30 protein-coding genes are annotated in these 26,341 nt (G+C 35.6%); 20 read left to right on the top strand and 10 right to left on the bottom strand.

What is annotated here, in order from left to right; genetic code table 11:
* The first annotated feature begins 65 nt into the window (after window positions 1–65).
* The 6 genes from ACMAYS_RS05005 (at window position 66) to ACMAYS_RS04980 (ending at window position 4,607) form a co-directional block, all read left to right on the top strand.
* Window positions 66–959, top strand: a complete 894-nt coding sequence (locus ACMAYS_RS05005; RefSeq protein ID WP_412462874.1) for a hypothetical protein — start codon at window positions 66–68, stop codon at window positions 957–959.
* Entirely contained in the window at window positions 950–1,951 is a 1,002-nt protein-coding gene (locus ACMAYS_RS05000) for a hypothetical protein (protein WP_412462873.1), read from the top strand. The genes ACMAYS_RS05005 and ACMAYS_RS05000 overlap by 10 nt, the downstream gene beginning before the upstream one ends.
* A 996-nt stretch (window positions 1,952–2,947) precedes the next feature.
* Window positions 2,948–3,547, top strand: coding sequence for a GNAT family N-acetyltransferase (locus tag ACMAYS_RS04995; protein WP_412462872.1), 600 nt, complete (start codon window positions 2,948–2,950; stop codon window positions 3,545–3,547).
* Between the two features lie 40 nt (window positions 3,548–3,587).
* On the top strand, window positions 3,588–4,010 hold the full coding sequence (locus ACMAYS_RS04990; RefSeq protein WP_412462871.1) for an HIT family protein: 423 nt from the start codon (window positions 3,588–3,590) through the stop codon (window positions 4,008–4,010).
* A 148-nt stretch (window positions 4,011–4,158) separates the two neighbouring features.
* Window positions 4,159–4,299 (top strand): hypothetical protein, encoded by a 141-nt coding sequence (locus ACMAYS_RS04985; RefSeq protein WP_412462870.1) that lies wholly within the window; start codon window positions 4,159–4,161, stop codon window positions 4,297–4,299.
* Window positions 4,300–4,307: 8 nt separating this feature from the next.
* A complete protein-coding gene (locus ACMAYS_RS04980) occupies window positions 4,308–4,607 on the top strand; it encodes a hypothetical protein (RefSeq protein WP_412462869.1) in 300 nt (99 codons plus the stop codon).
* Window positions 4,608–4,732: 125 nt separating this feature from the next.
* Here ACMAYS_RS04980 and ACMAYS_RS04975 read toward each other — a convergent pair whose 3' ends face one another.
* On the bottom strand, window positions 4,733–5,698 hold the full coding sequence (locus ACMAYS_RS04975; protein WP_412462868.1) for a tRNA-dihydrouridine synthase: 966 nt from the start codon (window positions 5,696–5,698) through the stop codon (window positions 4,733–4,735).
* 23 nt (window positions 5,699–5,721) lie between these two features.
* Window positions 5,722–6,714, bottom strand: a complete 993-nt coding sequence (locus ACMAYS_RS04970) for a hypothetical protein (protein ID WP_412462867.1) — start codon at window positions 6,712–6,714, stop codon at window positions 5,722–5,724.
* A gap of 197 nt (window positions 6,715–6,911) precedes the next feature.
* Here ACMAYS_RS04970 and ACMAYS_RS04965 point away from each other — a divergent pair, with 197 nt between their 5' ends.
* From ACMAYS_RS04965 to ACMAYS_RS04955, 3 genes are all read left to right on the top strand, one after another.
* Window positions 6,912–7,211, top strand: coding sequence for a hypothetical protein (locus tag ACMAYS_RS04965; RefSeq protein WP_392991193.1), 300 nt, complete (start codon window positions 6,912–6,914; stop codon window positions 7,209–7,211).
* 52 nt (window positions 7,212–7,263) lie between these two features.
* Window positions 7,264–8,232 (top strand): cupin domain-containing protein, encoded by a 969-nt coding sequence (locus ACMAYS_RS04960; RefSeq protein WP_412462866.1) that lies wholly within the window; start codon window positions 7,264–7,266, stop codon window positions 8,230–8,232.
* Window positions 8,233–8,321: 89 nt separating this feature from the next.
* On the top strand, window positions 8,322–9,071 hold the full coding sequence (locus ACMAYS_RS04955) for a type 1 glutamine amidotransferase domain-containing protein (protein WP_392991196.1): 750 nt from the start codon (window positions 8,322–8,324) through the stop codon (window positions 9,069–9,071).
* Window positions 9,072–9,087: 16 nt separating this feature from the next.
* On the opposite strand, the gene ACMAYS_RS04950 is transcribed toward ACMAYS_RS04955, so the two are convergent.
* On the bottom strand, window positions 9,088–9,849 hold the full coding sequence (locus tag ACMAYS_RS04950; protein ID WP_412462865.1) for an MBL fold metallo-hydrolase: 762 nt from the start codon (window positions 9,847–9,849) through the stop codon (window positions 9,088–9,090).
* Between the two features lie 57 nt (window positions 9,850–9,906).
* On the opposite strand from ACMAYS_RS04950, the gene ACMAYS_RS04945 reads away from it, so the two are divergent.
* From ACMAYS_RS04945 to ACMAYS_RS04935, 3 genes are all read left to right on the top strand, one after another.
* Window positions 9,907–10,245, top strand: coding sequence for a MerR family transcriptional regulator (locus ACMAYS_RS04945; protein ID WP_412462864.1), 339 nt, complete (start codon window positions 9,907–9,909; stop codon window positions 10,243–10,245).
* Between the two features lie 83 nt (window positions 10,246–10,328).
* Window positions 10,329–11,078: a substrate-binding periplasmic protein gene (locus ACMAYS_RS04940; RefSeq protein ID WP_412462863.1), complete on the top strand. Its 750-nt coding sequence runs from the start codon at window positions 10,329–10,331 to the stop codon at window positions 11,076–11,078.
* A 69-nt stretch (window positions 11,079–11,147) separates the two neighbouring features.
* A complete protein-coding gene (locus tag ACMAYS_RS04935) occupies window positions 11,148–12,068 on the top strand; it encodes a glutaminase (RefSeq protein ID WP_103216628.1) in 921 nt (306 codons plus the stop codon).
* A 4-nt stretch (window positions 12,069–12,072) separates the two neighbouring features.
* On the opposite strand, the gene ACMAYS_RS04930 is transcribed toward ACMAYS_RS04935, so the two are convergent.
* Window positions 12,073–12,717, bottom strand: a complete 645-nt coding sequence (locus ACMAYS_RS04930) for a hypothetical protein (RefSeq protein ID WP_392991204.1) — start codon at window positions 12,715–12,717, stop codon at window positions 12,073–12,075.
* Between the two features lie 99 nt (window positions 12,718–12,816).
* Complete coding sequence (locus ACMAYS_RS04925) at window positions 12,817–13,407, bottom strand: HAD-IB family hydrolase (protein ID WP_412462862.1); 591 nt, start codon at window positions 13,405–13,407, stop codon at window positions 12,817–12,819.
* A gap of 298 nt (window positions 13,408–13,705) precedes the next feature.
* Between ACMAYS_RS04925 and ACMAYS_RS04920 the strand changes: the two genes are divergently transcribed.
* Window positions 13,706–15,070, top strand: a complete 1,365-nt coding sequence (locus ACMAYS_RS04920; RefSeq protein ID WP_412462861.1) for an ATP-binding protein — start codon at window positions 13,706–13,708, stop codon at window positions 15,068–15,070.
* Between the two features lie 8 nt (window positions 15,071–15,078).
* On the opposite strand, the gene ACMAYS_RS04915 is transcribed toward ACMAYS_RS04920, so the two are convergent.
* Window positions 15,079–15,915 (bottom strand): protein-L-isoaspartate O-methyltransferase family protein, encoded by an 837-nt coding sequence (locus tag ACMAYS_RS04915; RefSeq protein ID WP_412462860.1) that lies wholly within the window; start codon window positions 15,913–15,915, stop codon window positions 15,079–15,081.
* A 114-nt stretch (window positions 15,916–16,029) separates the two neighbouring features.
* On the opposite strand from ACMAYS_RS04915, the gene ACMAYS_RS04910 reads away from it, so the two are divergent.
* Window positions 16,030–16,578: a GNAT family N-acetyltransferase gene (locus ACMAYS_RS04910; RefSeq protein ID WP_158246771.1), complete on the top strand. Its 549-nt coding sequence runs from the start codon at window positions 16,030–16,032 to the stop codon at window positions 16,576–16,578.
* A 5-nt stretch (window positions 16,579–16,583) separates the two neighbouring features.
* On the opposite strand, the gene ACMAYS_RS04905 is transcribed toward ACMAYS_RS04910, so the two are convergent.
* On the bottom strand, window positions 16,584–17,591 hold the full coding sequence (locus ACMAYS_RS04905) for a cytochrome-c peroxidase (RefSeq protein WP_103216634.1): 1,008 nt from the start codon (window positions 17,589–17,591) through the stop codon (window positions 16,584–16,586).
* A gap of 160 nt (window positions 17,592–17,751) precedes the next feature.
* On the opposite strand from ACMAYS_RS04905, the gene ACMAYS_RS04900 reads away from it, so the two are divergent.
* The 5 genes from ACMAYS_RS04900 to ACMAYS_RS04880 all read left to right on the top strand — a co-directional run bounded on the left by ACMAYS_RS04900 (window position 17,752) and on the right by ACMAYS_RS04880 (window position 22,310).
* Entirely contained in the window at window positions 17,752–18,363 is a 612-nt protein-coding gene (locus tag ACMAYS_RS04900; RefSeq protein WP_412462859.1) for a hypothetical protein, read from the top strand.
* Window positions 18,364–18,403: 40 nt separating this feature from the next.
* The gene (locus ACMAYS_RS04895) at window positions 18,404–19,597 is read left to right on the top strand and encodes a DEAD/DEAH box helicase (RefSeq protein ID WP_412462858.1); all 1,194 of its coding nucleotides are present in this window, start codon (window positions 18,404–18,406) and stop codon (window positions 19,595–19,597) included.
* Between the two features lie 87 nt (window positions 19,598–19,684).
* Complete coding sequence (locus ACMAYS_RS04890) at window positions 19,685–20,995, top strand: sensor histidine kinase (RefSeq protein ID WP_412462857.1); 1,311 nt, start codon at window positions 19,685–19,687, stop codon at window positions 20,993–20,995.
* Entirely contained in the window at window positions 20,992–21,387 is a 396-nt protein-coding gene (locus tag ACMAYS_RS04885; RefSeq protein WP_392991216.1) for a response regulator, read from the top strand. Before ACMAYS_RS04890 ends, ACMAYS_RS04885 begins: the two co-directional genes overlap by 4 nt.
* 83 nt (window positions 21,388–21,470) lie before the next feature.
* Window positions 21,471–22,310 (top strand): methyltransferase domain-containing protein, encoded by an 840-nt coding sequence (locus tag ACMAYS_RS04880; protein ID WP_412462856.1) that lies wholly within the window; start codon window positions 21,471–21,473, stop codon window positions 22,308–22,310.
* On the opposite strand, the gene ACMAYS_RS04875 is transcribed toward ACMAYS_RS04880, so the two are convergent.
* Window positions 22,307–23,707, bottom strand: coding sequence for a hypothetical protein (locus tag ACMAYS_RS04875; RefSeq protein ID WP_412462855.1), 1,401 nt, complete (start codon window positions 23,705–23,707; stop codon window positions 22,307–22,309). The genes ACMAYS_RS04880 and ACMAYS_RS04875 overlap by 4 nt on opposite strands.
* A 137-nt stretch (window positions 23,708–23,844) precedes the next feature.
* Between ACMAYS_RS04875 and ACMAYS_RS04870 the strand changes: the two genes are divergently transcribed.
* A complete protein-coding gene (locus ACMAYS_RS04870) occupies window positions 23,845–24,759 on the top strand; it encodes a universal stress protein (protein WP_412462854.1) in 915 nt (304 codons plus the stop codon).
* Here the strand turns inward: ACMAYS_RS04870 and ACMAYS_RS04865 are convergent.
* Together ACMAYS_RS04865 and ACMAYS_RS04860 are read right to left on the bottom strand one after the other, a co-directional pair.
* The gene (locus ACMAYS_RS04865) at window positions 24,756–25,136 is read right to left on the bottom strand and encodes a response regulator (RefSeq protein ID WP_412462853.1); all 381 of its coding nucleotides are present in this window, start codon (window positions 25,134–25,136) and stop codon (window positions 24,756–24,758) included. The two genes, ACMAYS_RS04870 and ACMAYS_RS04865, sit on opposite strands and share 4 nt — an antisense overlap.
* Entirely contained in the window at window positions 25,126–26,301 is a 1,176-nt protein-coding gene (locus ACMAYS_RS04860) for a PAS domain-containing protein (protein ID WP_392991225.1), read from the bottom strand. Before ACMAYS_RS04860 ends, ACMAYS_RS04865 begins: the two co-directional genes overlap by 11 nt.
* Between the last annotated feature and the right edge of the window lie 40 nt (window positions 26,302–26,341).

Genomic DNA, 26,341 nt, shown 5'->3' with positions numbered 1-26,341 from the left:
AAAACATCAAGACAACACCGAATAAAGTAACTCGAGAGTTAGCCAAATATATAATTAATACTTCATTGAATCAAAATTATAGTATTGGAAAGCTAAAAAAGTTAGGTACCCAGAGTTTTACTTGGCAAGATAAAAGCGGGACTCAATCGGGGCAAGTAGAATATCGCTTCTTGTTGAATCATCTTCATTCAAGAAGAACTCTTGATAGTAAAATCTTTAATTTTCCACATGGGACTAATTATATTGATACAGGTGTTGAAATGTCTATGCCACAGCCTATAAATGTATCTGATGGTTCAGTGAAAATAGGCTTACCTCTTTCTGAATTAGGAAAGACATTCCCAATCTCTCCTGTGCTAAATAGGGAAGGACTAGCAAGCTCAAACTTAGTAAATACAGTCTGTAAGAATATTGTATTTCTCTATAAACAGCTTGCTGTGAATAGCCATGATGCTGTGAAGATAGATAGCCAGTGGTTTCTTAATTTTAGAATGTTAATTAATGAGCTAGTATCCGTTGTTGATATGACTTTGAATAAAATGTATTTGCTTGCAGAGTATGGACAAGTCCCAAACTGGAAATTCGATAAGAGTGTTCTTGGCGAAAGACATGGAAGAAGATTTGATGATAAATTGAAGTGGGTTTATCAAATTACTGGAGTGCATTTACCTCAATTTAAAAATGAATTAGACTCTTTAAGAATTGTAAAAGGTCTTCGTAATCACCTAAGTCATTTTGACCCTCCTTGCTTATCAATCTCAGTGGAAGAGCTTGTAAATTATGCGAATTATACTAGAGATATTGGACTTGTTATGTGGAACCTTAGAAGGATTTCTAATTTTAAGCTTTCAGAACCTCTTATTGAAATGATACTTCTTCAGAATTACGACTTTAATTCACCATATGCCAGACCTATTGATTCTAATCCAGATTGTTATGATACGAGTAAATGGCCATGAGTAAAGCTAAGCTAAATGAGTTCTATAGTAGTTATAGACGATATAGTGAACATCACATTTCAGAGAAACATCTTAATAAGCTTGTTCCTTGTTTGAAGAGGTGTGTTGCTTCATTATCTGAAAGAGATAATTCAGAGATATTTGAAGTTAGAGAGATTGATACAAAGCCTCTAATTGAATATTGTGGAGATCATTCATTTCTCGGCTTATATAATTGGGGGGGAGATGACAAGAGCTTTGTTATCGGTGTTAAAGGACCATTCTGGAAAAGAGGATGGAGAAAAGTAATAAATAATGAGGAGCTGTATGACCACGTTTCATGGTTCTTTCACTTTGCTAATCAATATGTAACTAGAGGTCGAGCGATTGAATCTCTTGGGGCACTGTCCTTAACTTTTGATGAAACTTTTGAATATATAGGAAGTCCTAGGATATCAGAAAGGTCTTTTTTAAACTCAACACCACTTAATTTTCCTTGTGATTTTGATAATGATAAATATGCCATTTTTGACAACTGGATTAATAAGATAAACGGGATGGACCCTTTTATTCAGAGAGCATTATATTTCTATTTTCGCTTCATAGACTTAAGAAATCACGGATACTTTGATGAGGCAATTACAGCTTTAGATAAAGTAATAGATATTGGGCATAAGTTTCTACTTGAACGTAAGCTTGAATGTAGAAGAGATGATTTTGTTAAATTTTACTCTCTCGAAGAGGATATTCAGAATTGGGTGAATCAAATTTATGAAGTACGCTCCTTATTTGGGGGACACCCTAGTAATACGAAGTGGTGGGATAGTGAAGAGCTTTATGGCGAATGGTTAGATGAATCTTCTCCATTTATAAAGCAATTCTTATCTGCGATGTTTGATTATGAAAATAATAATAGATTGATAGAGAAGAATCCTCTTCTGTGGTCAGAATGGTTTAAACAAAATTGTATGACAATCTATAACTCAGTTTGGTTTCATAAGCTTCCATTTTAGTAATCAACGTAATCAGAGTAATCAGTGGATTTAGGAAACTACAGGAATGTTCAGTAGAAAATAAGTTCCAGGTGCTTTTTCTTTACGCAAAGTCAATGAAAATGTACCTGGGCCAAAATTAAGAGTTGTGTACGTTGATTTAAATAAAGGACTGTAAGGTTATTATGAATTATTGTTTAAGAATATTACTGCCATTAACTGTGCTAATTAATTATGTATACTTGTCGCTTGGATATATTGATTTTAAAACTAGGTATCCAAAACAAAATATTTTAGATTATTTTAGTAATCATAATATTGGCATAACAGATAAAGTCTCAATTGTAGGTGTAAGTGTTTTTTTGATTTTAGTTATTTTCATGGAAGCCAAAAGGTTCTTTTTTTCCGAAGAAGCCGCTAACGGAATAATAAGTAGAGTTAAAAAAATTGTGAAAAAATTTATGCTTTATGTATATCCTATTCTGTTGTTCATTTCTTTTGTTTGGAGTTTATCTGATCAACACTCCATTCACTTGCATACAATTTGTTCATACTTTTTGATCTATTTATTTATACTATTTTCATTTTTTTTATTGTTTGGATTAACGAATGAAAGCTTGGTTCAAATAATAAGGGGGATCCTTGGAGCCACATATAATATATATGATTCATTAATTTTGGTCGGGTTGAGTTTTACAATAGGTACAGTTCTATTCTTTAATTTTAAAATGGTTTGATGGTGTGCACAAGGTGTTGTTTTGTGCTTTTTTTTTACAGTTGGGTAATTAATGAAAAACAATGCGCGAGTTTATAATTGAAATATCGTTCTAGGTGCTTTTTCTTTAAGCAATGTCTACGAAAAGGCACCTAGAACCAAAATTATAGACTGAAACCAAAGCTAATCGTATTAAAACTTGTGAGGTTCATTTCACATTAATACTGTACTAATGAATGACACGTTGAGTAGAGCGTATTACAATAACTCTGTGGTGTAGTTTTGCAGTACAGGGAAAGCCAGTGAATAAAATATTTCAAACAGAGCGACTAACAATTCGTGATTTTACTGAGAGTGATTTTCAGGAAGTCCATGATTTAGTGAAAGAGCCTGAGATCTATAAGTACCAACATTGGGGGCTAAATACAGAAGAAGATACACTTCACTTTATCAATATGTGTATTAGTCAACAAAGTGAGATGCCAAGAAAGTCATTTGAAATGGCCATTACAATGACTGATACTGGGCGACTTCTTGGTGCTATTGGGATTAGAGTTAGTAGTTATAATAAGTCCGATATTGGTTACTGGGTAAGAAGTGATTTTTGGGGTAAGGGAATTGCCAGTGAGGCTACAAATGGTCTACTTGAGTTTGGTTTTAATACTTTGGGTTTGAATAAGAAAACTGCTACTGCTTCACCTGAAAACCTAGGTTCTTTAAGGGTTTTAGAGAAGGTTGGTATGGTTAAAGAAGGCTACCTTAAAGAGGATATGCTTGTTCGCGGGGAATATAGAGATTCTGTTCTTATGGCAATCTTAGAGAGAGAGTTTAATCGACGAAGTCAAAGGGGTTGTAGAGGGTCTTTCTATGTTCAGAGATTAATAGGACTATCTGTCAGTTAGAAGACTCATTTGGCAACGTCATTGGAATTGAGGGGGAGAAATGGATAACTGTATATTTTGTAAAATCCTAAAAGGTGAAGCTGATGCCAGCTTTGTTTACAAGAGTGACAAGGTCACGGCATTCATGGACCTCAATCCGATTAATAAAGGGCATGTACTTGTTATCCCTAACGAGCACCATGAGAGATTCTCTTACGTAAATAGTGATATGGTCGGTGAGATGTTTAAAGTAGCTCAAAATATACTCAAGGCCATCGAGAAGTCTGGCATACCTTGCGAGGGAGCGAACCTTTTTCTTTCTGACGGAGAAATCGCTGGCCAAGAAGTTCCACATTCTCATCTTCACATAGCGCCAAGGTTCACAGGTGACGGTCATCGAATGGGCTTTTCAAGCACTGATCCTGATGAGTCATCAAGAGACAAGTTAAATGAATCGGCTAAGTTAATAGCAGATAAACTTTAAAACAGTTCTCGAGTAATTCTCATTTAAAGTTCTAGGTACTTTCCCTTTGAGGCCAGTGAAGGATTGGGCAAGTGTGGTTATAGTCGAATTTGGATAATGCTTTGATTTCAGAAACTTAGACAGTGCGAATCTATGATAAAATATCATTATGAAAGACGGTGAGTTCAGATTTGGGCCCGAATCAAAAGATGAATTTAAAAAAGATATGATTGAATTAATTTTCAATCTTTGGGAGCTGTGGCTACTTGTTATAGTTCTAATTATTGTCTTTATCCGCTTTCTCATCTAGAGGAGTCTATGGAATATAAGTATACACAAACGTTTATTGGAAAAATACATGCCGCTCTGGTTGCTCCGACAATTCCGCTGCTTATCATATTATATTATCTAAAATACATTAAAGACAAAGAACCTAATCTTTGGGGACTCATAATTTCATTTATTGGCCTAGGACTTTTTCTAAAGGCCAAATTTTCAATAATAAAGAACAAAAAGCTTATCTCATTTGGTTGTGATCTTATGGACCAAAAGAACTCTTTATTTTACTTTGTTGGTTGGCTTCTAATGATTGCTGGGTACTTTTTATCTTGGAGTTAATTCAATAAATAGTTCCAGATGCTTTTTCTTTACCTAGTTTAACGAAAAGGTTCCTTGAATGGATCAACGCCACTATCAAAAGCTCCTTTAAATAAGCTTTCAGTTGCTTAGATGATGAAAACAAATTAATCCAAAAAATCAGGATTAAGATCCTGCTCAAAGATCCACTCTACAACGTCATTATAATGCTCGATGGACTTGGCCTTTTTCACTTTCTTGTAAACCTTATGCTCATTTTCAAAGATATCTTTGAAGTAAAGCCAATGGCCGCGCATCTTTTGTAGGTAGTCTGATTTGGCATTATCCATTGAGAGGTATTCTTCAGTCATAAGCTTATGCATTTCAATGAATTTTGCGAGATAAGTTTGCTCATTAAATTTTGAGCCTTTGATTTGTGCCATGAGGGCAGGATTTGAAAGGCCCGCGCGTCCTACCATCCAGCGATTAATCTGCGGAAATCTTGCCTTATAAGTCTTGAAGTCTTCAACTGTATTAATGTCACCGTTATAGCAAGGAGGTGTATTTAAAAGAGGTAGGCACTCTTCAAAAGCATCAAGGTCAACACCGCCAACATAGATCTGTTTTCCGTAGCGAGCATGGATTGTGAAATCATTAATTTCTAATTTATTAATCATGGGAATGATCTCTTTAATTTCTGAGACATCCTCACGCCCAAGGCGAATCTTAACCGTAAATTCGATGGGACATTTTTCTTTAATTCCTGTTAAGAGCTTTTCTACTTTTTGAGGATGAAGAAGAAGTCCTGAGCCTTTTGTTCGATTGGCCACCATTGGATATGGGCAGCCCATATTCAAATTAACTTTCTTAACACCAAAGTCTTTATAGATATTGGCCACATAGAGGAATTGATCAATTTCCTTTGTAAGAATTTGGGCCGTTGTAGGAATGAGATTTTTTTCGGGAAGAACATCGTGGATTTGACGTTCATTGAGTTCATTTGATTCTTTCGTCACGATATAAGGAGCGATGGCACTATCAGCGCCAGAAAAGGTCTGCTCCAAGGCATTGCGATAAACATAGTTGGTTACGCCGCGAATAGGGGCGAGGACCAGGTGATCATTAAAACTCATTTGTCTTTATTACTCTAAATTTATTATTTGTCATTCAAATGATTGATAATTTCAGGGTTAAGCATTTGATACGATCTTGAAATTGTCATATCACTTCCCACTGTGCTTCTATTTTTGTATCCATATATTTCAGCACCATTACCTCCAACCTGAATGAGTGTACCGATATAGTAAGTTTGCTTGTATGGGTTTTCGATATCTTCCTCAGAAAGATCTGTATCGATTAGAAGAGCACCGCCACTTGCACCAGAAAATGAAACAGTTTCAAAAGTAATACTTGAGATGTGATTTAACTCGTCTGATAAAGACCTATTAAGGTGGTTGTAAGTAATTTGGTCGTCGTAAGTTAAGACCTCTCCATTCTTTCCAAGGTAGTCATCAGTGCTATAACCGGCAGCGATAATTTTTGATTTCTCATTATAGAAAATCATATCACTTGGGTCGAAGGCCACTTCATTCTCATAAAGAGCAGGTGTAATCGTTGAAAATGGAATTTTGTACTTCATAGAAAGTAGAGCATTGTCATGGTCAAGGTTTAAGTCTTCTAGAGTAAGGTCTGCTGCGATTTTCTTTCCACTCTTAGTTGTCGTTGTCCAAGTAATATATTTGATATCATACTTTGACTTTGTCTTTGTATTTCCAAAGCAGTGTCCAGCGGAGCTAATTGTACGGCTAGATTGTCCCGGTTTGGCCGCAATTAATGTTCCCGAACAGCTCGCTCTATCTCCATTTGAAAAACGAATATCAATTCTTCCTACCGCATCTAATATCTTTGGTGAATTCTTATTCTTTTGCTTTCTACGATCGATCTTTTTAATTTCGCTTAGGTCTGTATTGATATCAAGATTGCCTCTCTTAATACGAAGGGCATTTGTCGCAACTTCTATAAGCTTAATATTTCCGATGATCTCAGCTGAAGGGTCGATGCTCTTCTTATTAAAATCGCAGTCACTTGCTAGTGTATTAAAAGTAAACACTGTCATTAAACTAATCAAATTTATAAGTGAAAGCTTCATATAAATCCCTTAATTATAGGTAGTTTAGCTATATATAGAGCAATTTGAATGCCAGAAATAGGGTTCCATTACCTCCTCTGGATATAGTGTTGCTACGATGGTAAGAAATAAAATAATCTTATTATATAATCACTTAATACTTATTTTTCTTATCCATAAAGTTTGATCATTATTAGTTCAACTAAATGGAGGAAAGAATGAAATCTATCATTATCATGGCCTGTGCGCTCTTATCACTAAATACTTTTGCACAAGATATTTTCACCGCTAAGGGGAAGGCCCTGTACTTTCACACTCATTCACGAGTCGCTAATATATTAGCAGGTAAGCATGCTGAGCTAGATGCATTTGAAATGGCCCTTGATTCTATTGTTAATATTTGTGGGGGCGAGAGCTTTAGGCTACATGACGACGTTAAGTTTCATCATCGTATTGACTTCCAATCACCAAGTATAATGGCGACTGCTGAACAAAAGTTTTCTTGCATTAATTTCTAAAATTTTCTGTTTCGGTTATACTAAGAGAAATTAGTTTAACTAGGACTTAGATTTGGAAAGAGATTTGAAAGATGTAGGCCACTTTGTTGATATTACAGAGATCAATGATGATCACTTTAATGAAGAATTAAAGGTTGGTGGAACAAATGCAAATATGTCAAAGCACTTTGGATTAAAAAGAGTTGCGGCACATTACTTTAAAATTCCACCGGGGTATCGAACATCTGAGCCTCATGCAGAAAGCTTAGAAGAAGAATTTGTCTATGTGATCTCTGGCGAAATTGATCTTTGGTTAAATGGAAAGATTAAAAAAATGAGCAAAGGTGACAGCATTGGCTTTCCTGCGGGGACAGGTGTCGGTCACTGCTTTATCAATAATTATGATTCTCCTTGTGAGCTATTTGTTTCAGGGGATCGAACTAAACCTGATAACCAATACCACTTTCACTTAGATCCAAGTTTAAAAGCTGAGTGCGGGGATAAGTGGTGGGACGACATGCCCAAGCAAATTCTAGGGGGACATGATGGACTGCCTGGTACATTTGATGAGAGCTTAAGAGATGATTCTATTGAGGTCTATAATGGATTTGATAACCTAACGAATGATAGCTTTTCTTATCCAGGAGATACTGAAACGTTCTCAAATGGTGTTTGCTTAAGCCGAAAATTTGGGATGAAGAATATCGCAATTTGGCTTGAACGAATTCCTGTGGGGAAGAGGACGTCATGGCCACATGCCCACTCTGTGGAAGAGGAGTTTGTCTTTGTTCTTGAAGGTGAGCCTCATGTCTACTTAGATGGTCAGGAGTCAGTTGTTAAACCATTTACTGGCATTGATTTTAAGGCCGGCTCAGGTGTTGCCCACACCCTTATTAATAAATCTAGCGACTTTATTTACTATCTCTGTGCAGGGGAGTGTGAGCCTGACAATGATAAGATCTACTATCCAGAGCACCCTGCTCGAAACGAAGAAATGCGCCAGAAGGGTGAATTGTGGTTAGAAAAGGCTTCTCGTTCTTAAAAAAATCAACTTTTCAACCTATGTAAAGGAAATCAAAAAATGGCCACGCTATATTAACTCCATAATCAACAAACGATAAAGGAGAAAATATGCGTATGTTATTTAAAATTTCAGCTTTACTACTTACTCTTGGTCTAGGAACTAACACTCAGGCCAAAACAAACCAGAAGGTCCTAATTGTTGTCACAAGCCATGATAAATTAGGAAACACTGGCAAGAAGACAGGTTTTTGGTTACCGGAATTAACACATCCTTATTACGAATTAATTAAGGCCGGTATTAAAGTTGATATCGCCAGTCCACAAGGTGGAAGTGCACCGATTGATATGAATAGTTTTGCCGAAAAGGACAGCTATAATGATCGCTTCTTAAAAGATGCGAGTCTTATGGCCAAGGTTATTCGCACGATTCCACTAGCAAAGATTAATCCAAAAGATTATGCAGCTGTGATCTATAGTGGTGGCTCAGGTGCAATGTGGGACTTCGCCAATAATAAAGAAGTCAATCGCATCTCAAAAGAGCTTTATGAAATGGGTGGAGTTGTCTCAGCAATTTGTCATGGAACGGCCGCGCTTTCAGATATCAAATTATCAAATGGAAAGTATCTTATTGATGGGAAGAAGTTCGCTGCTTTCACAAGAGAAGAAGAGGCATTGATCGAGCAACTCGATATCATTCCTTTCTTACTAGAAGAAAAGCTTGCTCAAAGAGGTGGAAAGCATATCTATGGTAAGGCCTGGAGTGAAAATGTTATCGTCGATGAAAGATTGGTTACAGGGCAAAATCCCGCATCTGCCAAAGAAGCAACTCTAAAAGTGATTGAGCTGATAAAGAAGTAGGGGGCATTTCGCCCCCCTAATTTAGTTTAATAGTCTCTCCATCTTCAGGAATGATGACTCTCTTACTTGCTTCTTTACCTATTAATTCCTTTAATTCCCTTCGTGATAATCGGCAATGATCAAGAGCATCCATGTGGTTTGCAATGATTGTTCCTGTGCTTATCTCGATTAATTTCTTTATGTCTTTCTTAGGAAGAAGTAGTGGTGAGCCAATATCAAATTGGGCAACTCCTGTAGGCGCTACGATATAGTCAGGTTGTTCTTGTTTGATAAACTCAATAATTCGAGGTGTAAGAACAGTGTCTCCCATAAGGTAGAGAGAAGGTTGATTTGGTAATTTAATAAAATAACCAACTCCATGCTCAAGGAAAGGATAGAGAAAGCCTCTTACGTGTTGGGCCGGAATTTGACGAATTGAACCATCAAAGAATTTATCTTCTTTTTCAAGTGGCCATGATTTGATTCCTTTTGACTCTAAGTATTTTGCATCTTTTTGAGTCGCAAATGTAGCGATATTTTTTCTTCTTAAAAATTTTCTACCGGCACTATCAAGATGATCGAAATGCCCTTTTTGACAATGAGTAATTAAGGCATGAGTGATCTGTCCCTTTTGCTGATGAAACGTTTCCGGAAGTTCAACTGTTGGGTTCTTTACGCTTGAACCAAAGATACGAAGACGTGGCAGCATGCCTTTATTAGCAAGCATTGGGTCGACTAAAATAAGATTTTCTTTGTAGCTAATCAAAATTGTTGCATTTCGCACTTGAGTTATTAACATATAAGCTCCTTTGAATTTATAATAGGGTATGGAGTAACTCCACAGTAAAGGGAAAATATGAATATTTCTGAACTTGAGAATATTAGTGGTTTATCAAGAGATACGATTCGTTATTATGAGAAGATCTCATTAATATCACCTCCGCAAAGAGATATTAATGGTTATAAGATCTATACAAAGATAAACTTGAAAGAGATTCGTTTTATCTCTAGTGCAAAGGAATTGGGCTTTACACTAAGTGAGATTAAACGTGGGATGGACTCTTTTATTAAAAAGGGTAAGCCTTGTGAAAATTTCAAAAAGAATCTTGAACAGAAGAAGGCCATTATTAAAGATAGAATTAGTGAAGATAAGGCCAAGTTAAAGAAGATCGAAAAGTTTTTAAAACTAAATTAATCCATCTAACATACTGATATCTTGAAAAAGTGGCGCGTACCTTCTTGTCAATACTATTTGGTTAATATAGCCTTTGAATTGTTATGGTTAAGACAAAACACCTTCTAATACAATTTCTTATTCTCTTTATATGGTCTAATCTGAGTATTGCAAGTGAGATTAAAACAATTGAGATCTCAACGCCTGAATGGAAAGATTTTACAAATAAGGATGGAAGTGGCCTCTACTTCGAAGTTGTTAGGAAAGCTTATTCACTCTCTGATATCAAAGTTAACTATACCTTCGTTCCTTGGCCTAGGGCCGTTAAGTATGTGAATGAAAATCACAAAGATGCCATGCTTGGAGCATACAATACAGTCAAAGAGTCAATTTACCCTCAATATCCAATCGATGTTGAGTACACACTAGTCGTCTTCAAAAAGGGGACTTTAAAAGACTGGCAGGGCCCAAAGAGTTTAGCTGGTAAAAGAGTTTATTGGGTTCGTGGTTATGATTATCACAAATATTTAAAAACTAAGGTGGACTGGAAAGAGCTTCAGGATACGGATAATGGTCTTAGGCTTTTAGACAAGGGACGTATTGATTTCTTCATTGATTCTAAAAATACGATTATGCCGAAATTTAAGGCGCTAAAGCTAGACCCTTCCAAGTACGTAATGAAGCCTGTTATTACAAAGAACCTCTATGTTAGATACGCTCGCACAAAGAAGTCTGAAGAGCTAATTAAGATCTTCGATAAGAATATGGAAACTCTTCTAAAGTCAAAAGAGCTCGAAAAAATCTATCAAAAGTGGAATCATGAAATGCCTGATTTCTCAAATCTAAGTAAGTAGTAAGTAAGAGTTTCATAATATTTAAAATTAAAATTAAAAAAATAAGATTTTGAAGCTATATTACTAGTCATGGAAGAGAATTATACAGATATTTTAGAAAGGATTTATTCCGAGATTTCACCTATTATCGGAAAAGGTAAAGTTGCTGACTATATACCAGAGCTTGGAAAGATTGATCCTAATCAATTTGGAATGTCTATTTGTACTAATGATGGACACGAATATATTATTGGGAATGCCCAAAAAGCGTTTTCTATTCAATCTATTTCTAAAGTTTTTTCTCTTGTTCTAGCTTATCAAAAACTAGACGCCAAACTTTGGTCACGTGTTGGCCTAGAGCCATCTGGAAATCGTTTTGATTCTCTTGTTCTTCTTGAAAACGAAGAAGGAATTCCTCGCAATCCATTTATTAATGCCGGTGCAATCGTTGTTATCGACACACTTATTGATCTCTATAAAGATCCTGTAAATGAAGTTTTAAAATTTATTCGTGAGTTAAGTGGAAACGAAAATATCTTTATTAATGAATCTGTTAGAATGTCAGAGCTTGCTACTGCCAATCGAAACTATGCGCTAACGTACTTCATGAAAAGCTATGGCAATATCAATAATGAAGTATCGAAGGTAATTGATATTTATACAACGATTTGTTCCATTGAAATGTCATGCGTTGATCTGGCCAGATCGTTTAGGCTTTTTAGCTCAAATGGGCAAAACCCGTGGAATGGAAAAAAGATATTAACTAAGAGCCAAAATAAGAGAATGAATGCCATAATGATGACGTGTGGCCTTTACAACTCAGTCGGTGATTTTGCGTACCGAGTAGGGATACCTGCTAAGTCTGGAGTTGGAGGTGGAATTGTCGGCGTTATCCCAAATGAAATGTCTATCTCAACTTGGTCTCCTGCTTTAGATTCCACTGGTAACTCTCTGGCCGGTATCGAAGCTTTGGAATTATTTACAACTTATTCTGAGCAGTCGATCTACTAATTACTTAAAATTGTAGCAGACACTCTTTTGCTTTGAATGGAGCGAATTCTCCACCATTAAGTAACTCTTCAAAACATGGGGCCAAGTCGTCTTCAGATAGATTCTTATCTGCCGTTAGTTCCAAACAATTAAATGTATAAGTTGCAAAATCTTTTGTCTCTTTTGCCATTGCTGTACAAAATTCAGCAGCAGGGGCACTAAAATTCGAATTAGCTGCGTAACTTAGGCAGTGGTACCCATTAAACGTTGAGTAGTTTGCCAATACATCACACGTTTTTAAAATATTATTATCAAATTCTTTATTTACAGAAACTTCAACACAAGCAATAGCATTGACTGAATTCTCTTTAACTTTCTTTGCGATATTAATGCAGTTTTGAGTGGCATTCTTTGGAAATTTTTTACCCGCAGCTTTTTCTACACAAGTCATGCCATAGAATACTGAGTGGTTTGCAATTTCAGAGCAGACAGGAATTACATTGATATCGAGAGGCCCATCATTTTTAATAATTTTGTTACAAAGAACAGTGTCTTGCGCATGGTTTTTACCAATCTTCTTACATAGTTCTTTAGTCGCAACACTTAATTCACTTTCACTAGCAAATGCAAATGATGAAAGAGCAAAGATGATGATGTATTTTCTAATCATAACAATTCCTAGGTAACCCGTTTTTATTTAATATAGATTAGGGGGCTAGGATAAGTACAGCGTAGAGTTGAATGTATGTATAATTTATTGACTGAAAACTTAGATTTTCGTCCAACACATATAGCGCTCATCAGCAAGTTCTAGTAGCTGTTGATCCTCGGCCGTATCACCATATGCGTAGATTTTATCGAAACTAGATAGGTCATACTTCTCTTTGACCCTTTGTGCCTTCATATGGCCTGTACAGTCCCCACCGTAATAGCCTCCTGTATATTTGCCATCCTTAGATTCTAGGCAAGAGCAAATAAGATCAAAACCATTAGCTTCACACCAAGGAGCAAGATAGAGATCCAAAGAGGCCGACACAATAACAATTTTGTTTCCTAGCTTCTTATGGCGATCGATCTCTTCTTGTGCATTAGTTCTAATAACCTTTGGAAGAAATGATTGAGAAAAGTTTTGGCCTTGGTGCTTAAGAGTTGTGGTGCTTTGTCTTGAATAGGCATATCTAACGATAAGCGCACGCATCGTTGGGCCTGATAAGAGTTTTAACTTATAAGCAAGAATAAAAGGGGATAGTAGGAGCTTTCCAAGACGTAATTTCTTAGGACCTACTGAATAGAAAATAAATTCTGTAAATGTGTCTTTGAAGGTAATTGTTCCGTCAAAATCAAAGAGGGCCAAATTCATTTAGAAATTCTAAGGTAAGGTATTCGGCATGTCATGAAATAAAAAAGCCCTACTCAGTGAGAAGGGCTTTTTTGTTATGCCGCACACGCAACGATATGCTGTACGCAGAGTGGTCATTCTCCAACAAGAACTAGCACTAAATTTATATTAGCAGGAAAACAGATTCATAGTTTTAATTTTGGTTAATTTTTCATTAAAAGATCAGCTACTTATATGGTTAACCTTGAGATAAGAATTGCTCAATACTCTAGATTAAATAAGTCTTATGGGGTAGTATTCCACTAAATTTGGGGAAGATTTGAACGTCAGCAATAAAGCAGTCCATGCATACATAAATTACATCGTTGAAAATAATGATGATCCAAAGGTTTTCTTTGAAAATCTAGGGCATGACTATGACATTATTAGCGATGAAAAAAAGTATATGACGTGGAATGATTACCGTCTCATTACTGAAGCTTTAAATGATAAATATGAAAAGTTTTACGAGGCGATGACGAAACATGGACTCACTAATAAGTACGTAAAACGTGTCTTAGATATTCTTTCACGAATGATCAGCTTTCGCTTTGTGGGTGACTTTATCTTAAAATACTCATTTAAGACGTTCTATACAGACGCAGTTAAGATCGAGTTAATAGAAACAGGCAAAACCACATTTGATATTAAGCTGACCTTTGATCGTCCTGAAGATATTTTTCCAGTTTTTGTGGATATGTATCGAATCGTTTTCTTGGCCTTGCCAAAGCTAGTGTCTGATTCGATGTCATGGGATGTCGAAATAAGCCAAGATAAAAATATTCTAATTTATCACGTTAATGAGCACATGGGGGCGCCTTCAATCTTTGCATCCCTCCAAATTGTTATCCTAAGGTTATTTAAGCTCGATAAGTATTATAAGAATCTTATAATTGAAAATCTTCAACATACTAATGATCTTGAAAAAAAGAATTTAGAGCTTGAGACGGCCGAAAGGAAAATCCGCGAGGCCCATAAAGAGGTTCTACTTGCCAATAGAATCATAAGTCACGATATTGCTAATAAAATGCTCATTGTTGAACATGTGAAGAGATTAATCGCACGTGGCGAAATTGAAAAGGCCAGTCAAAAACTAGATATCTATTATAAGTCGGTTAAGGGAATAATTGAAAATACACGAAATGTGGTTGATGATAATTCTAGCTCATTTTTGATGACTGATGTTGTTGTTTGGGACTTATTAGAAGAATTAATTTTTGAATACCAAGATCAATCAGTAGCGAAGAATATTAAGTTAAGAATTGAATCAGAGATTGATAAGAGCTTTACTATCAGAACCAATAAAGAGGCCTTTAAAGATAGTATCTTGGGTAATATCCTACAAAATGCAATTAAATTTTCGCCTGAAGATTCTGAGGTTTGTTTTCGAATTGAAATGACTGATAACGAGTTCTTCCTTTCATGTAAAGATAGTGGTATCGGGATTGATTCAGGTCTTGTTAACGAAATTAATAGAAATGAGGATAAACTCTTTAAAAGTACTCTTGGAACTCATGGTGAACAAGGGCGAGGCCTTGGCCTTTTTATCATCAGAAAAGTATGTCGCGAGTTAGCTCTTAATGTAAGATTTGTTTCAGAGCTAGGTCGTGGTACAAAAGTAATTATTTCCAAAGAAGTCGCTTAATAAAATATTTATACCCACACAAAAAGAGAATCGTGTTGTTTCATCATGTGATGGCAGGGGATATCCACTTCCTTTATATTTGGATAGATTTTAAGAGTATGATTTAGGGCCATCGAAAGATTAAATTCTGAAACTTTATGCTTTGAACTCGTTATGACTGGTACAAAGCTACAGGCAATTGCTTTGGTTGAAATAAAGCACCCTTCTACATCATCTTTTTTTAATACGTATAACACATCCGCCTCAAGACTTCCTTTCAGAACAAAAACGAGAGTAGCATCATCTCTTAATTGTTTATGAAAAACACTAGGTAGATCATAAGCTCCGGCCGTAAAGATTGCTTTGTCATAAGGAGCATCTTCAAGGAAGCCCTTTGTTCCATCTCCTTCAATTACTTTTACATTTTTAATGCCCATTTTATCTAATGATATTCTGGCCCTCTTAACTAGTTCTGGAATAATTTCAACACTTATAACTTTTCCTTCTCTTCCTACAATATGTCCCATCAAGGCAGCATTCCATCCACTTCCACAGCCAAGTTCAAAGACTTTTTGACCTGGCTCCAAATTTAATAAATCGAGGATTGTTAGAACGAAAGAAGGTTGAGAAATTGTTGAGACAACTTCTTGGTTGCCAAATATCGCCAGTGGGTGGTCGGCATAGAGTAGAGGAAGGTAGCGCTCCAAATTATCATCATCTAAGTCGACCCAGTTATCTGGATAATCCTTAAATTTAGAGATGAAAAGATGTCTAGGAATTCGGTAATAAGCATCGATCACTTCTTCTGATAGGCCAGTATTTTGAGCGATAAATCGATCTTGATGATTTTTAATTAACTCATTCATGAGTATAGATTATTGAAAAATTGAAATTTTCTCAAAGCAAGTTTGGTAAAGTAAGAACTTAAGAAATATTAGGACTTCGTTGTCATGAGTTTTTGTTTCGTTTATATTTTATTAATGAAAATTGAAACACAAAGACTTCTTTTAGCAATTCCTGAACTTGGTGATGAAGTTGCCACTCTTGAATTTTACAAAAATAATGAAAACCATCTTGCTCCATGGGATCCCAAGAAACCCGATGACTTTTTCATGTTAGATTACTGGGCAAAGAAGATTCAAGATGCCAAAGATGAGTTTCAAAATAAGACATCGGTTCGATTCAATATTTTTTTGAAAGAAAGTGGTGAATTAATAGGTATGGTTAACTTCACAACACTTGAGCGTGGACCTTTTCAGAATTGTCGTGTTGGTTATAAATTAGGTGAGAAGTTTCAAGGCTTTGGATATATGAACGAAGCACTTTCTTGTGGGATCAATTATATGTTTAATGAACTAAATTTTCATCGAGTTGAGGCCAATTATATTCCTGAAAATATTCGAAGTAGTAAAGTTCTTAAATCCCTTGGATTTGAAGAACATGGCATTGCTAGAAACTACCTTATGATTGCAGGAAGCTGGCAAGACCATGTTCTCACTAGTAAAATCAATCCAAATTGGAAAGAATAACTAAGTTAAGGCAAACTTGGTATTTCCGATAATTGCTTCATAATCTCTTCTTTTGTTTCAAGAGTAGATAGAAAAGCGATAATATCGTCACGATCTTGTTTTGCAATATCGATTCCAAGCTGAACCTTACCCATGATGTAGACGGCCTGGTCAAGATTTGCAACACTTCCATCGTGAAAATATGGAGCAGTCTTAGTTACATTTCTAAGCGGTGGAACCTTAAAGAACTCTTTATCATCTTCATTCTTTGTAAAATTATAACGGCCTAGGTCCCTTTTTTCGGATTTTGTATACTTGTAAGGATCTTCAACAACTCCAAATTTCTGATACATCTCACCACCAACAAGTTGACCACTATGACATCCAATACAGCCATAATCGATGAATTTCTTAAGTCCTCTCTCTTCCTGTACTGTCAGACGCTTAACATTTCCATCAAGATAATCATCAAAACGAGATGGCCCAACAAGTGTTCTCTCAAATGCACCAATAGCTTTTGCAGATAAGTTAACAAGAGACTTCGCATCTTCACTTTCTAGTTTTACATTAAATGCTTTAAAGAAATCTTGAGCATAATTATTGCTAATTAACTTCTCTTTTAAGTGCTCTTCATTATCAAGGTCAAAAGGGACTTTGATAAAGAATGACTTTGCTGCTTGCTCCTCAACATCTTGTCTATTTCCATCCCAATGTTGTGAGATTTGACCTGCAGTATTTATTAACGTTTGTGCATTTCTAGGAGCAGAACGATCTTTTGTCCCTCTAGACTTTTGAAGGCCATCAGAGAAGTGTAGCTGTGGTAGGTGACATCTTGAACAGCTAACAGTCCCATCCTTACTTAAGCGCGTGTCATAAAAAAGCTTTTGCCCTAAGGAGATAACTTCTTCTTTTGGTTTATTCTCACCAAAATAAGTGAGCTTATTTAAGCTCTCTCCAAAAAACTCGGATAATGGTGGCCTTGTCGTTTTGCAGGATGTGAATAATACTAGACCAATTAATAATATTTGTTTCATTTTCTTCCTCTTATCAGGTTTATTAGTTATGTTTTCTAGTCTTTCGAAGCATTAGCATCTTTTGTTACATAATTTTTTAAAACTTAATAATTTCATATATTTACTAAGATGATTGACTAAAATACTAAAGTAAGTTGAATTTTGAACCGATAAAGTACTTATGAAAAAACTAAGTATTCTTCTTATCTTAATAACTTCCACATCAGTCACTGCTAGAAATGAGGTCGATCATTATAAACACTCGCAAAAGTGTCCATCTGGTTATCTCTACAAGCTTACCGAAGTGAATGGTAAGAATAAGACAACGACATTTAGTTGTGTGGCCGACAATGGCGAGGTTCATCCTAAGTACTCATTTAAAATTGCAAATTGGAAAAGCGGTGACTATCTCTTAGAGGAAACAGTTGATAAAGTCAGGACAAAATTCACATACGACAATGAGGGGAGAGTTAACTCCGTCACACAAACTATCAATGGTGTGAATTTTTCTAATAAGTGTGGGTTTGTTTATAAAGGTGGGAAACTTGCACCAACTAAAGATCCTCAATGTAAAGAAATACAAAAAGAGTACGGTGGACTGACAGAATCAATCAAACACCAAGTCTTCTGTGAGCCAAACGCTTCTGAGTCAGAGTGTACGACAGCTGACGGCCGCGTTTATAGGCCTTCAACAAAAGAGACAGGTGTTCTTAGATACTTCTATGAAAATGGTCATGTCGTTGATGAACAAGAAGTTGTACCTGCTCGAAAATCAAGAGCTGTTTCTAAATAATCTATTTCTTCAAGAAGAGTGAAATGCGAGATAAATCTCTATGGTAGATTTTAATTCTTTTAAGCTAAGCAAATGTATTCAAGATGCACTTGTTGATATTGGCCATGTTAAACCTACTCCTATACAAGAGAAGTCGATACCCACTTTACTTGAAGGCCGTGATTTATTAGGAATCGCACAAACGGGAACTGGGAAAACCGCGGCTTTTTCTTTACCAATGATTGAAAAATTCATCTCAAATGAAGTAAAGCTTATGCCTAATCATTGTCGTGCTATTATTCTTGCCCCAACGAGAGAGCTGGTAACTCAAATTAACGAAAGTATTCTCTCCTTTTCAAAAAAGGGCGACGTTCGTTCGACTGTTATCATGGGCGGGGTCAGTAGTGCCCCGCAAATAGTTGCTCTAAATGAAGGCGTCGATATTGTCGTAGCAACTCCTGGGCGATTTATCGACTTAATGGAGCAAGGATTCATTAAATTATCCCAAGTTGAAACCTTTGTCCTTGATGAAGCGGATATGATGCTTGATATGGGATTTTATGAAGGTGTTGTTGATATAGCGAGTAGGCTTCCAAGTATACATCAGACAGTTCTATTCTCAGCGACTATGCCAAAAGAAATCGAGACACTAGCAAATCAAATATTAAATAAACCTGTAAAAGTTGAAGTCGCTGCGCAATCTTCAACAGTAGATAAGATTGAACAATCTGTTTATTTTACATTGGCAGAAAATAAGAATTATCTCCTTTTAAGTTTATTAGAGGATAAAACAAAATCGCGAATTATAATTTTTTGTAAGGCCAAGTATGCTGTTTCTGAAGTTGTTGAACTTCTTGCACGCAGCGATGTTAGTGTTGGGGAGATTCATAGTAATTTAACGCAAGGACAGAGGAATAAGGCGATTGAAGACTTTACTTCTGGTGCCATTCGAGTTCTTGTGGCAACCGACATTGCTTCTCGAGGTATTGATATCAATGATGTAGATCTTGTTATTAATTATAATATGCCGGAAGATGCAACATACTATGTTCACCGTATCGGACGAACAGCAAGGGCCGGAAGAGAGGGGGTGGCACTATCATTATGTAGTGAAAAAGATTTGCCTTTTCTTCGTAATGTTCAAAAGCTTATTGGAAAGAATATTTCTCAAGTATTAGATCATCCATTTCATCATGATTATCCTTTATCTAAATCTAAGGCCAAGAAACGATACAAAGGTCGTCGAAGGCGCTAATATCATCCAAACTTTTCTTTAGATTTCTTAAACCCATGTCTTATGCATTTCTTTTATAATGAAATATCGTTAATAAAGTGAGGCGTCATGGTAAGCCTAATGGATGAGAAAGATAAAATTAAAATTATTAAAGAGATTTATAATATAAATCAGCACTTAAGTGGTGCAGATTACATAAAGAGTCTCTTAAAGAATATTGCTACCTATCTAGAGATTGATTTTATTTTTGTCGGTCGCCCTAAAGAAGGTGATCCCAATATTATTCTTACAGATTTTGCTATATCTAATGGGCAATTTATTGATAATTTAGAATATGATCTTGAGGGTACTCCTTGTCATGATGTAATTACGGGGAAACGAGTTTGCATGCATCCTGAGAATGTATGCGTAGACTATCCACAAGATCTAATGCTTCAGAATATGGAGGTCGACGCTTATATTGGTGCTCCTGTCTTACTTCCTTCTGGCGATTTTCTCGGCTTGATTGTTCTATTGAGTACAATTCCCATAAAAGATCCTACTTTTGTGGCAACAGCTGTTGATTTATTTGCAAGTCGCATCGGTGTCGAGCTTGCTATGATGAACGCAAATCAAAAAATTGCTGACTTAAATGAGATTATTGAAAAAGAAGTAAGTGAGAAAGAAGAATTCATAAAAAAGTCTCATGAGACAATGCTTCAACAAGAAAAGTTGGCCGCGCTTGGTAGATTAACTACAGGCATTGCTCATGAAATTAGGAATCCTCTAAATCTCATTTTAAATGCAAGTAAGGTTGCTACGGTTCTTAATGAGCGCTTGAGTGGTGATGATAGTAAAGTTTCAAAAGATTTGAGTAAAGCGCTTGATATAATTTCAACCCATAGCTTAAGAATTAAAAATATCCTAGATGTTATGTTGGATACCAGGGTTAATGGAAAGAAAAAGTATTCATTACATAAGCTTATTGAAGAGTCTTTCAAGTATGCCTATCATGCTTCTTCATTGAAAACGGATGGTGTTGATCTCAAATTTGAATACTCTCTAAATACAAGTGAAGATTTACATGTATTCACTAATGATATTCAATCAGTCTTTTTAAATCTTTTCGAAAACTCAATATATTCTCTAGATAAGAAGTTTAAGAATATAGATGGTCAGGCCTTGTTGTCTGTTCAAACCTTTGATCAAGATCATTATATACTAATCGAAATTAAAGATAACGGTGAAGGGATTCCAAAAAAATTCCTAAATAATATCTTTGAGCCATTTTTTACGACAAAGTCAGGAAGGGAAGGTTCTGGGCTTGGTATGCCTATCATACAATCGATTATAGAGAAGAATAATGGTGAGATTTTTGTCGAGTCAAAAGAAGGCGAGTTTACAATTTTTAAGATTCGTTTTCCTAAGGAGATTTCGTGATTAGGGTTCATGTACTTTTAGTTGATGATGAAGAGGATGTGCTATTCATCTTTGAGCATATTTTTGAAGACTGGGTTAAGGCCAATAAAATGCTTCTTTCTTTTTCAACTTCTGGTGCCCATGCTTTAGAGATTTTGGAGAGTGAAGATGGTCAGGATATTATTTTGATATTAACAGACATCAATATGCCTGGTATTGATGGTTTTGAATTATTAAAAGAAGTTAATCATAGATTTCCAAATATCGATACGATAATGATTTCAGGCTATTCAAGTAACGCATACAGAAATAAGGCAAAAGAGCTAGGTGCCCTCGATTATTTTGAAAAACCTGTGGATTTCGATAAACTCATTAATTTAATGAGTGAACGCTATCCTGAACTTAGAACTTGAAATACAGTGAATAATTTCAATGTTTAAGTGTTTCTTCAAAAGTTTTAGTTAACTCATCCAAAAATAAGTGCTAGTTTGAAAATATGTTCTTTCAAAAAGCCGATAAAAAATGGAAAAAGGTTCTAGCAGGACCGATCGATCAACAAAGCAAGTTTTTAAATAAGATTTGTCAGGTCAATAGTCGAGATGCTCTTGTTTTAAGAGAGAGGTTCTTTGATAATATTGAGTTCCCACTCATGACCGAGATCTTCAAATCTGTTAAAAAAATTATTGCTCGTGGTGAGTTTGATCCAAGTTTCCGTGATTTAATTTATGACAGGCTTCTTCGTATTATAGATATTGAACATCTTTATCCTGAAGAATATGAAGAGGGGAATGAGTGTAATGGTGACGATGATAATGTTATCTTTGGAGAAAATTATCACGTTTATACGGCCTGCTATGATGATCTTGATCTCTTGATTAGTTTTATCAATTCTAGAAGTGATATAAAAAGTGTATGTGATCTTGGTTCTGGAACAGGACGTGCTTTGCTCTATATAGCCTTAATGATGGATAAGAAGCTTGATTATCTAGGTCTTGAGTTAGTTGAGGAAAGAGTCGAGTTCACAAAATCAGTTGCTAGCTATTTTAAACTAGATAATGTTAAATTTGAAACTTGTGATTTCCTAGAAAATCCTCAGGCTTTTGCCGGCCGTGATGTTTACTATCTCTACGATTCAGTTGGTACAGATAACGTTCCAAGGCTTATTGCTCACTTTAAGGATCTAATTGATTCTGGGGCCAAGTTTTATCTGCTATTTATTTCTGGTTGGGATGAAATTATGCTGAATGCACTGGACAATCTTGCTGGCCTTGAGAAGTTAGAATCTCATCAAAGCCGCAAGCAAAAGGGACGCGTTGTAAATTTCTATCGTTCTTAGAAACGGTATTCAACCCCAATATTAAAACTAGTTTCAAATTCGTTACTTTCTTGTCCTGTTAGGCTGTATTGATGCCTTCTTTGGTTAAGTGTACCATTTTCGGCCTTGGCCTCAGCAAAGAAAGAAAATCCATTTTTTCTTCCAACATCGTATTGAGATCTAATTGTAGCACCACGGCCATCTTGATCGTTAAAATATGTCTTAACTGTTGTTTGCCAACTATCTGACTTATATGTAAATCCTAAACCTACTTCGTTAGCTGTTTCTCCAATTAGTGGTGTTTCAAATGAAAAGTGATATGTCATGCGAGATTCTGTTAGAAGGCTCGCTGAGATTTTTCCACTAACTCCTTTATTGTTTAGGAATGCTGCTAATTCTGGCCATGTTACTTCGCCCACTGGTGTTTTGAATGCATACGTGTCAGTGTAGTGTTTATTTAACATAATTTCGTCACTAAAAGCGTTTACGGCCTCCCAGGTTCTACCTGATAAGAGTGTCGCTAAGAAAGAAATATTCGAGATATACTCTTTTGTAGAATCAATTTCATCTGCATGGATGATTCCTTGCTGATGAAGTGCTTGCGCGTAGTGGGCGAGGTCACTCATATTCGAATTTGGATCGTATTGATAGTAAACTGTCGAGATGACTTTATTCAATATATAGTGAAGGGCATCACTTTGATCAAACCTGCGATTAATAATACTTTCTTCTGCAATCTCTTCTGCTAAACGCAGTTGTGAGTTAATGCCAGCTGCTGAAATAGCTGCTTCTTGCTCAGGACTTAATGTATCTACTGTGTAGCTAATAGCACCTCGATTATATGTTGACATGAATGCTAGATAGAATGCACCAACACTATCAAAAGAGTCGTTTCCAACCCATAGCTTGATATCTTTTCCGCCGAATTCTTTTATTGCCTCACCATGAGCAACTTCATGTACTAGGGTGTAATTTGTTCGAGTTATCCACCATGAAACAAGCTGATGGGCCATATTTATTGAAGCTCTAACCGCAGTATGCTCATTGTAGTGTTTATGATCAGTTATAACGTTGTAAAATACTTTACTAACGTTACGAATATTATGATACCACTCGATGGCACCTTCACGATTAAAGCGACTTTTTGAAAAGCTTAGTGTAGAAATTTTAAATTTTCCAACACTCTCAGCAATTTCTTCTAGGTCTTGATCACTGAGGTCTATCCCATAATCAAATCCCGTCTCGTTAACTAGATTCTTTATCTCAAAACGCTCTTTGTCTTTTTGGGAAGCGTAGATATTGTCCTCGCTATTATTGTCAATAATTGCACAATATGTAGACTTCTGACCAAGAATTAGACATAATAATAAGACGTACATCACGCTAAGGATGTGATTTTTAGTATTCATCAACTTCATGAGTATTATCATAGCAAGTCTAGCGCCAAGTTAACTGGCTCTAAAGTACAAGTGATAGCAGTCCAATCTTTGAATATATAGAGTTAATTTAAGTTTTATTAAATCCATTTGCCAAATAATATATACTTGGAGGCAGCATGAAAAAACTGGTTATCTGCTCAGACCTTCATGAAGGTTCTGAAAAAAATATTCGTTCAGGTTTTAATTTTGCTAAGGCCCTAGGATTAAAACCTTCTCTCTACCATATCGATACAATTTCTCCTCAGATAGAAAAACAGTTTCACACGTCTTCGGCCCTATCGCGTCGAATTGAAGATCCTATTTGGAAAAAGAGAATTGAAGAAACATCTTTAGAGATGGTGAACGCAACCCTTGGACGTCTTGATATTGATAAAGAAGATATTGATTTTGAAAACTTCGAGGGATCAATAAATGAAGGAATTGAGCATTTGAAGGAAGACCCTGAAATGGAGGTCCTGTCTGTCGGTGCCAGTCATCACGGTGACCTACATCGATTCTTTCTCAATACATTTGCAGAAAAATCTCTTTTTAATTTGAATAAGGATGTTCTTATCAATAAATCTGGAGTCGATACATTTAAAAAAATAACTTATCTTATTCCTTATGAGTCAATTGATGAAGATGATTTGGCAAAAGTTGCAAATCTTGCAAAATGTAACAACGCTAAAGTTCATATGGATTGTATCGTTCCAATTAATTTTGTGAGCTATAATTTGGAAGTATTCCCTGATGGGCCATTTCCTCGAGAAGTCCTTTCTAATGAGATGTCTGAGCTTCATAAGGGGGCCGAGGATGAGCTTCAAAAGGCACAGGCACTGTTAAAGAAACAAGGTGTTGAAGCGAGCTATACATTAAAGATGATTCTCAATGCTGAACCAGCACGTCGTCTTGAAGAGTTACTTAAAGAAGTAAAGTCAGATCTTGTGGTTTTAAAACCACAGCATTATATTTTTGAACACCTTTCACTTGGTAGTGTTACTTTAGATATAATGAAAAGAACTGATTGCAATATTTATCTTCTACATGTTTAGCTTAGATCTTGTTCAATAGTTGATTTTAGTTCACTAAAGTCCACAGGCTTATTAAAGTAGTGCTTAATATCAAGTTCACTCACTTCTTCTAGTGTTTTTTGATCGCCATAAGCAGACATCATATAGATGATGATATGTGGATATTTCTTTTTAACTTCTTTTACAAGTTCTATACCATTCATGTCAGGCATATTTATATCGGTGACGAGTACAGTTATGTCTATACCTTTATCACTCGCTAGTTTTGTAAGAGCTTCCTTTCCTGATAATGCAAATTGTGTACTTAGCTTTCCTGCTAGAACATCTTCTTCATATATCATTTCGATAAGTTCAAGTAGAGCTTCTTCATCATCAACAAAGAGTATATTAATCGCCATCGCTATGCCTCCACCTTTCCTTTGGAATACTTAAAGTAACTTCTGTCCAATTACCAATATCGCTTTTAAATGAAATATCAATTTTATCGTTATGTAGTAAGAATTTTGCAATTGCCAGCCCCAATCCACCACTCGTTTTTTGTGAGGTTGCAGAATAAAAGGGGAGAGTGACACTTTTTACATATTCTTGTGAGATGCCTATTCCCGTATCTTTAATTTTAAGTAATAACGATTGATTGTTATTATCAATTTCGATATTTATACTTATTTCTCTCTTGTTGTTTTTACTACTCTCTTGAAGTGCATTGATTGAGTTTTTTATTATGTTTTTTAGAGCTTGAATAAAGTTTTGCCCGGTTATGAATAGGTTATAGTTAGAGGTTTCTTCGGAAATTGATAAGTGTATATTTTGTTCTTTTATTTCTTGCTTATAATCGATAGTTAAACTTTTTTCGATTAGTTTACTTACATTGAAAATTTCTTTGATATTAGATACGGAACGAAAAGTTAAATCAATTGTTTCTACGATATCATTTATTCGAGTATTGGCATCTTTCATAACAGACAGGAGCATATCAATTCTCTCTGGACGACGCTCTTTTCTGAAAATCTCAGCTCTAAGTATTTGGTAAGAATTTAATGTCAATGTAAGAGGATTTTTTAATTCATGGGCCATTCCTTTTGTGAGCTCTAAAATGCGTTGAAAGTTCGCTCTTTCAATTTCACCTTCTTTTTTCTTAAGAAGTTCTTTTGCTTGCTTTTCAACGATCTCCATTAGCTCCATTTCTGTAAGTTTTTTAATTGTGATATCACAAATATAGCCTTCAATAGCAATTAGGTTGCCATTTTCATAAATACCGATGCCTTGCTCCCACACATAAATATAATGACCTTTCTTATGTTTAACTCGATATTCAATGGTAAAGAATGTGTGATTTTCAATAGCAAGTTGGACTTCATTCCAAACTCTAAGAGCATCATCAGGGTGGTAGATATCAGCGAACGATAATTCATTGTTATTGATTAATTCTTCAGGTTTATACCCAAGAATCCTTTCTACTCCTGAAGTCATAAATAGCATTGTCCACTGTTTATCATTTAAGCAGCGATAGGCAATGCCATCAATATTTTCTAGTAGAATGTCTAAGTTAAGTTTATTTTCCACAATGGTTTTTTCGGTATTGAGATAATTAGATTGGATTAAA

Origin of the sequence: Halobacteriovorax sp. RT-2-6, assembly GCF_047085025.1 — a bacterium.
In the GTDB taxonomy this organism is placed as follows: Bacteria; Bdellovibrionota; Bacteriovoracia; order Bacteriovoracales; family Bacteriovoracaceae; genus Halobacteriovorax_A.
This window is presented reverse-complemented; position numbering and strand designations above follow the sequence as displayed.

Bases quoted from the DNA above. Each gene is read 5' to 3' on its own strand.
- ACMAYS_RS04985 (WP_412462870.1), top strand. From the start codon at position 4,159: ATGAAAGACGGTGAGTTCAGATTTGGGCCCGAATCAAAAGATGAATTT.
- ACMAYS_RS04965 (WP_392991193.1), top strand. From the start codon at position 6,912: ATGAAATCTATCATTATCATGGCCTGTGCGCTCTTATCACTAAATACT.
- ACMAYS_RS04950 (WP_412462865.1), bottom strand. From the start codon at position 9,849: ATGTTAATAACTCAAGTGCGAAATGCAACAATTTTGATTAGCTACAAA.
- ACMAYS_RS04870 (WP_412462854.1), top strand. From the start codon at position 23,845: ATGAAAAAACTGGTTATCTGCTCAGACCTTCATGAAGGTTCTGAAAAA.
- ACMAYS_RS04915 (WP_412462860.1), bottom strand. From the start codon at position 15,915: ATGAATGAGTTAATTAAAAATCATCAAGATCGATTTATCGCTCAAAAT.
- ACMAYS_RS04970 (WP_412462867.1), bottom strand. From the start codon at position 6,714: ATGAAGCTTTCACTTATAAATTTGATTAGTTTAATGACAGTGTTTACT.
- ACMAYS_RS04865 (WP_412462853.1), bottom strand. From the start codon at position 25,136: ATGGCGATTAATATACTCTTTGTTGATGATGAAGAAGCTCTACTTGAA.
- ACMAYS_RS04875 (WP_412462855.1), bottom strand. From the start codon at position 23,707: ATGAAGTTGATGAATACTAAAAATCACATCCTTAGCGTGATGTACGTC.
- ACMAYS_RS04975 (WP_412462868.1), bottom strand. From the start codon at position 5,698: ATGAGTTTTAATGATCACCTGGTCCTCGCCCCTATTCGCGGCGTAACC.
- ACMAYS_RS04900 (WP_412462859.1), top strand. From the start codon at position 17,752: ATGAAAAAACTAAGTATTCTTCTTATCTTAATAACTTCCACATCAGTC.
- ACMAYS_RS04990 (WP_412462871.1), top strand. From the start codon at position 3,588: ATGGATAACTGTATATTTTGTAAAATCCTAAAAGGTGAAGCTGATGCC.
- ACMAYS_RS04910 (WP_158246771.1), top strand. From the start codon at position 16,030: ATGAAAATTGAAACACAAAGACTTCTTTTAGCAATTCCTGAACTTGGT.
- ACMAYS_RS04935 (WP_103216628.1), top strand. From the start codon at position 11,148: ATGGAAGAGAATTATACAGATATTTTAGAAAGGATTTATTCCGAGATT.
- ACMAYS_RS04925 (WP_412462862.1), bottom strand. From the start codon at position 13,407: ATGAATTTGGCCCTCTTTGATTTTGACGGAACAATTACCTTCAAAGAC.
- ACMAYS_RS04940 (WP_412462863.1), top strand. From the start codon at position 10,329: ATGGTTAAGACAAAACACCTTCTAATACAATTTCTTATTCTCTTTATA.
- ACMAYS_RS05000 (WP_412462873.1), top strand. From the start codon at position 950: ATGGCCATGAGTAAAGCTAAGCTAAATGAGTTCTATAGTAGTTATAGA.
- ACMAYS_RS04890 (WP_412462857.1), top strand. From the start codon at position 19,685: ATGGTAAGCCTAATGGATGAGAAAGATAAAATTAAAATTATTAAAGAG.
- ACMAYS_RS04880 (WP_412462856.1), top strand. From the start codon at position 21,471: ATGTTCTTTCAAAAAGCCGATAAAAAATGGAAAAAGGTTCTAGCAGGA.
- ACMAYS_RS04945 (WP_412462864.1), top strand. From the start codon at position 9,907: ATGAATATTTCTGAACTTGAGAATATTAGTGGTTTATCAAGAGATACG.
- ACMAYS_RS04895 (WP_412462858.1), top strand. From the start codon at position 18,404: ATGGTAGATTTTAATTCTTTTAAGCTAAGCAAATGTATTCAAGATGCA.
- ACMAYS_RS04905 (WP_103216634.1), bottom strand. From the start codon at position 17,591: ATGAAACAAATATTATTAATTGGTCTAGTATTATTCACATCCTGCAAA.
- ACMAYS_RS04930 (WP_392991204.1), bottom strand. From the start codon at position 12,717: ATGATTAGAAAATACATCATCATCTTTGCTCTTTCATCATTTGCATTT.
- ACMAYS_RS04980 (WP_412462869.1), top strand. From the start codon at position 4,308: ATGGAATATAAGTATACACAAACGTTTATTGGAAAAATACATGCCGCT.
- ACMAYS_RS04955 (WP_392991196.1), top strand. From the start codon at position 8,322: ATGCGTATGTTATTTAAAATTTCAGCTTTACTACTTACTCTTGGTCTA.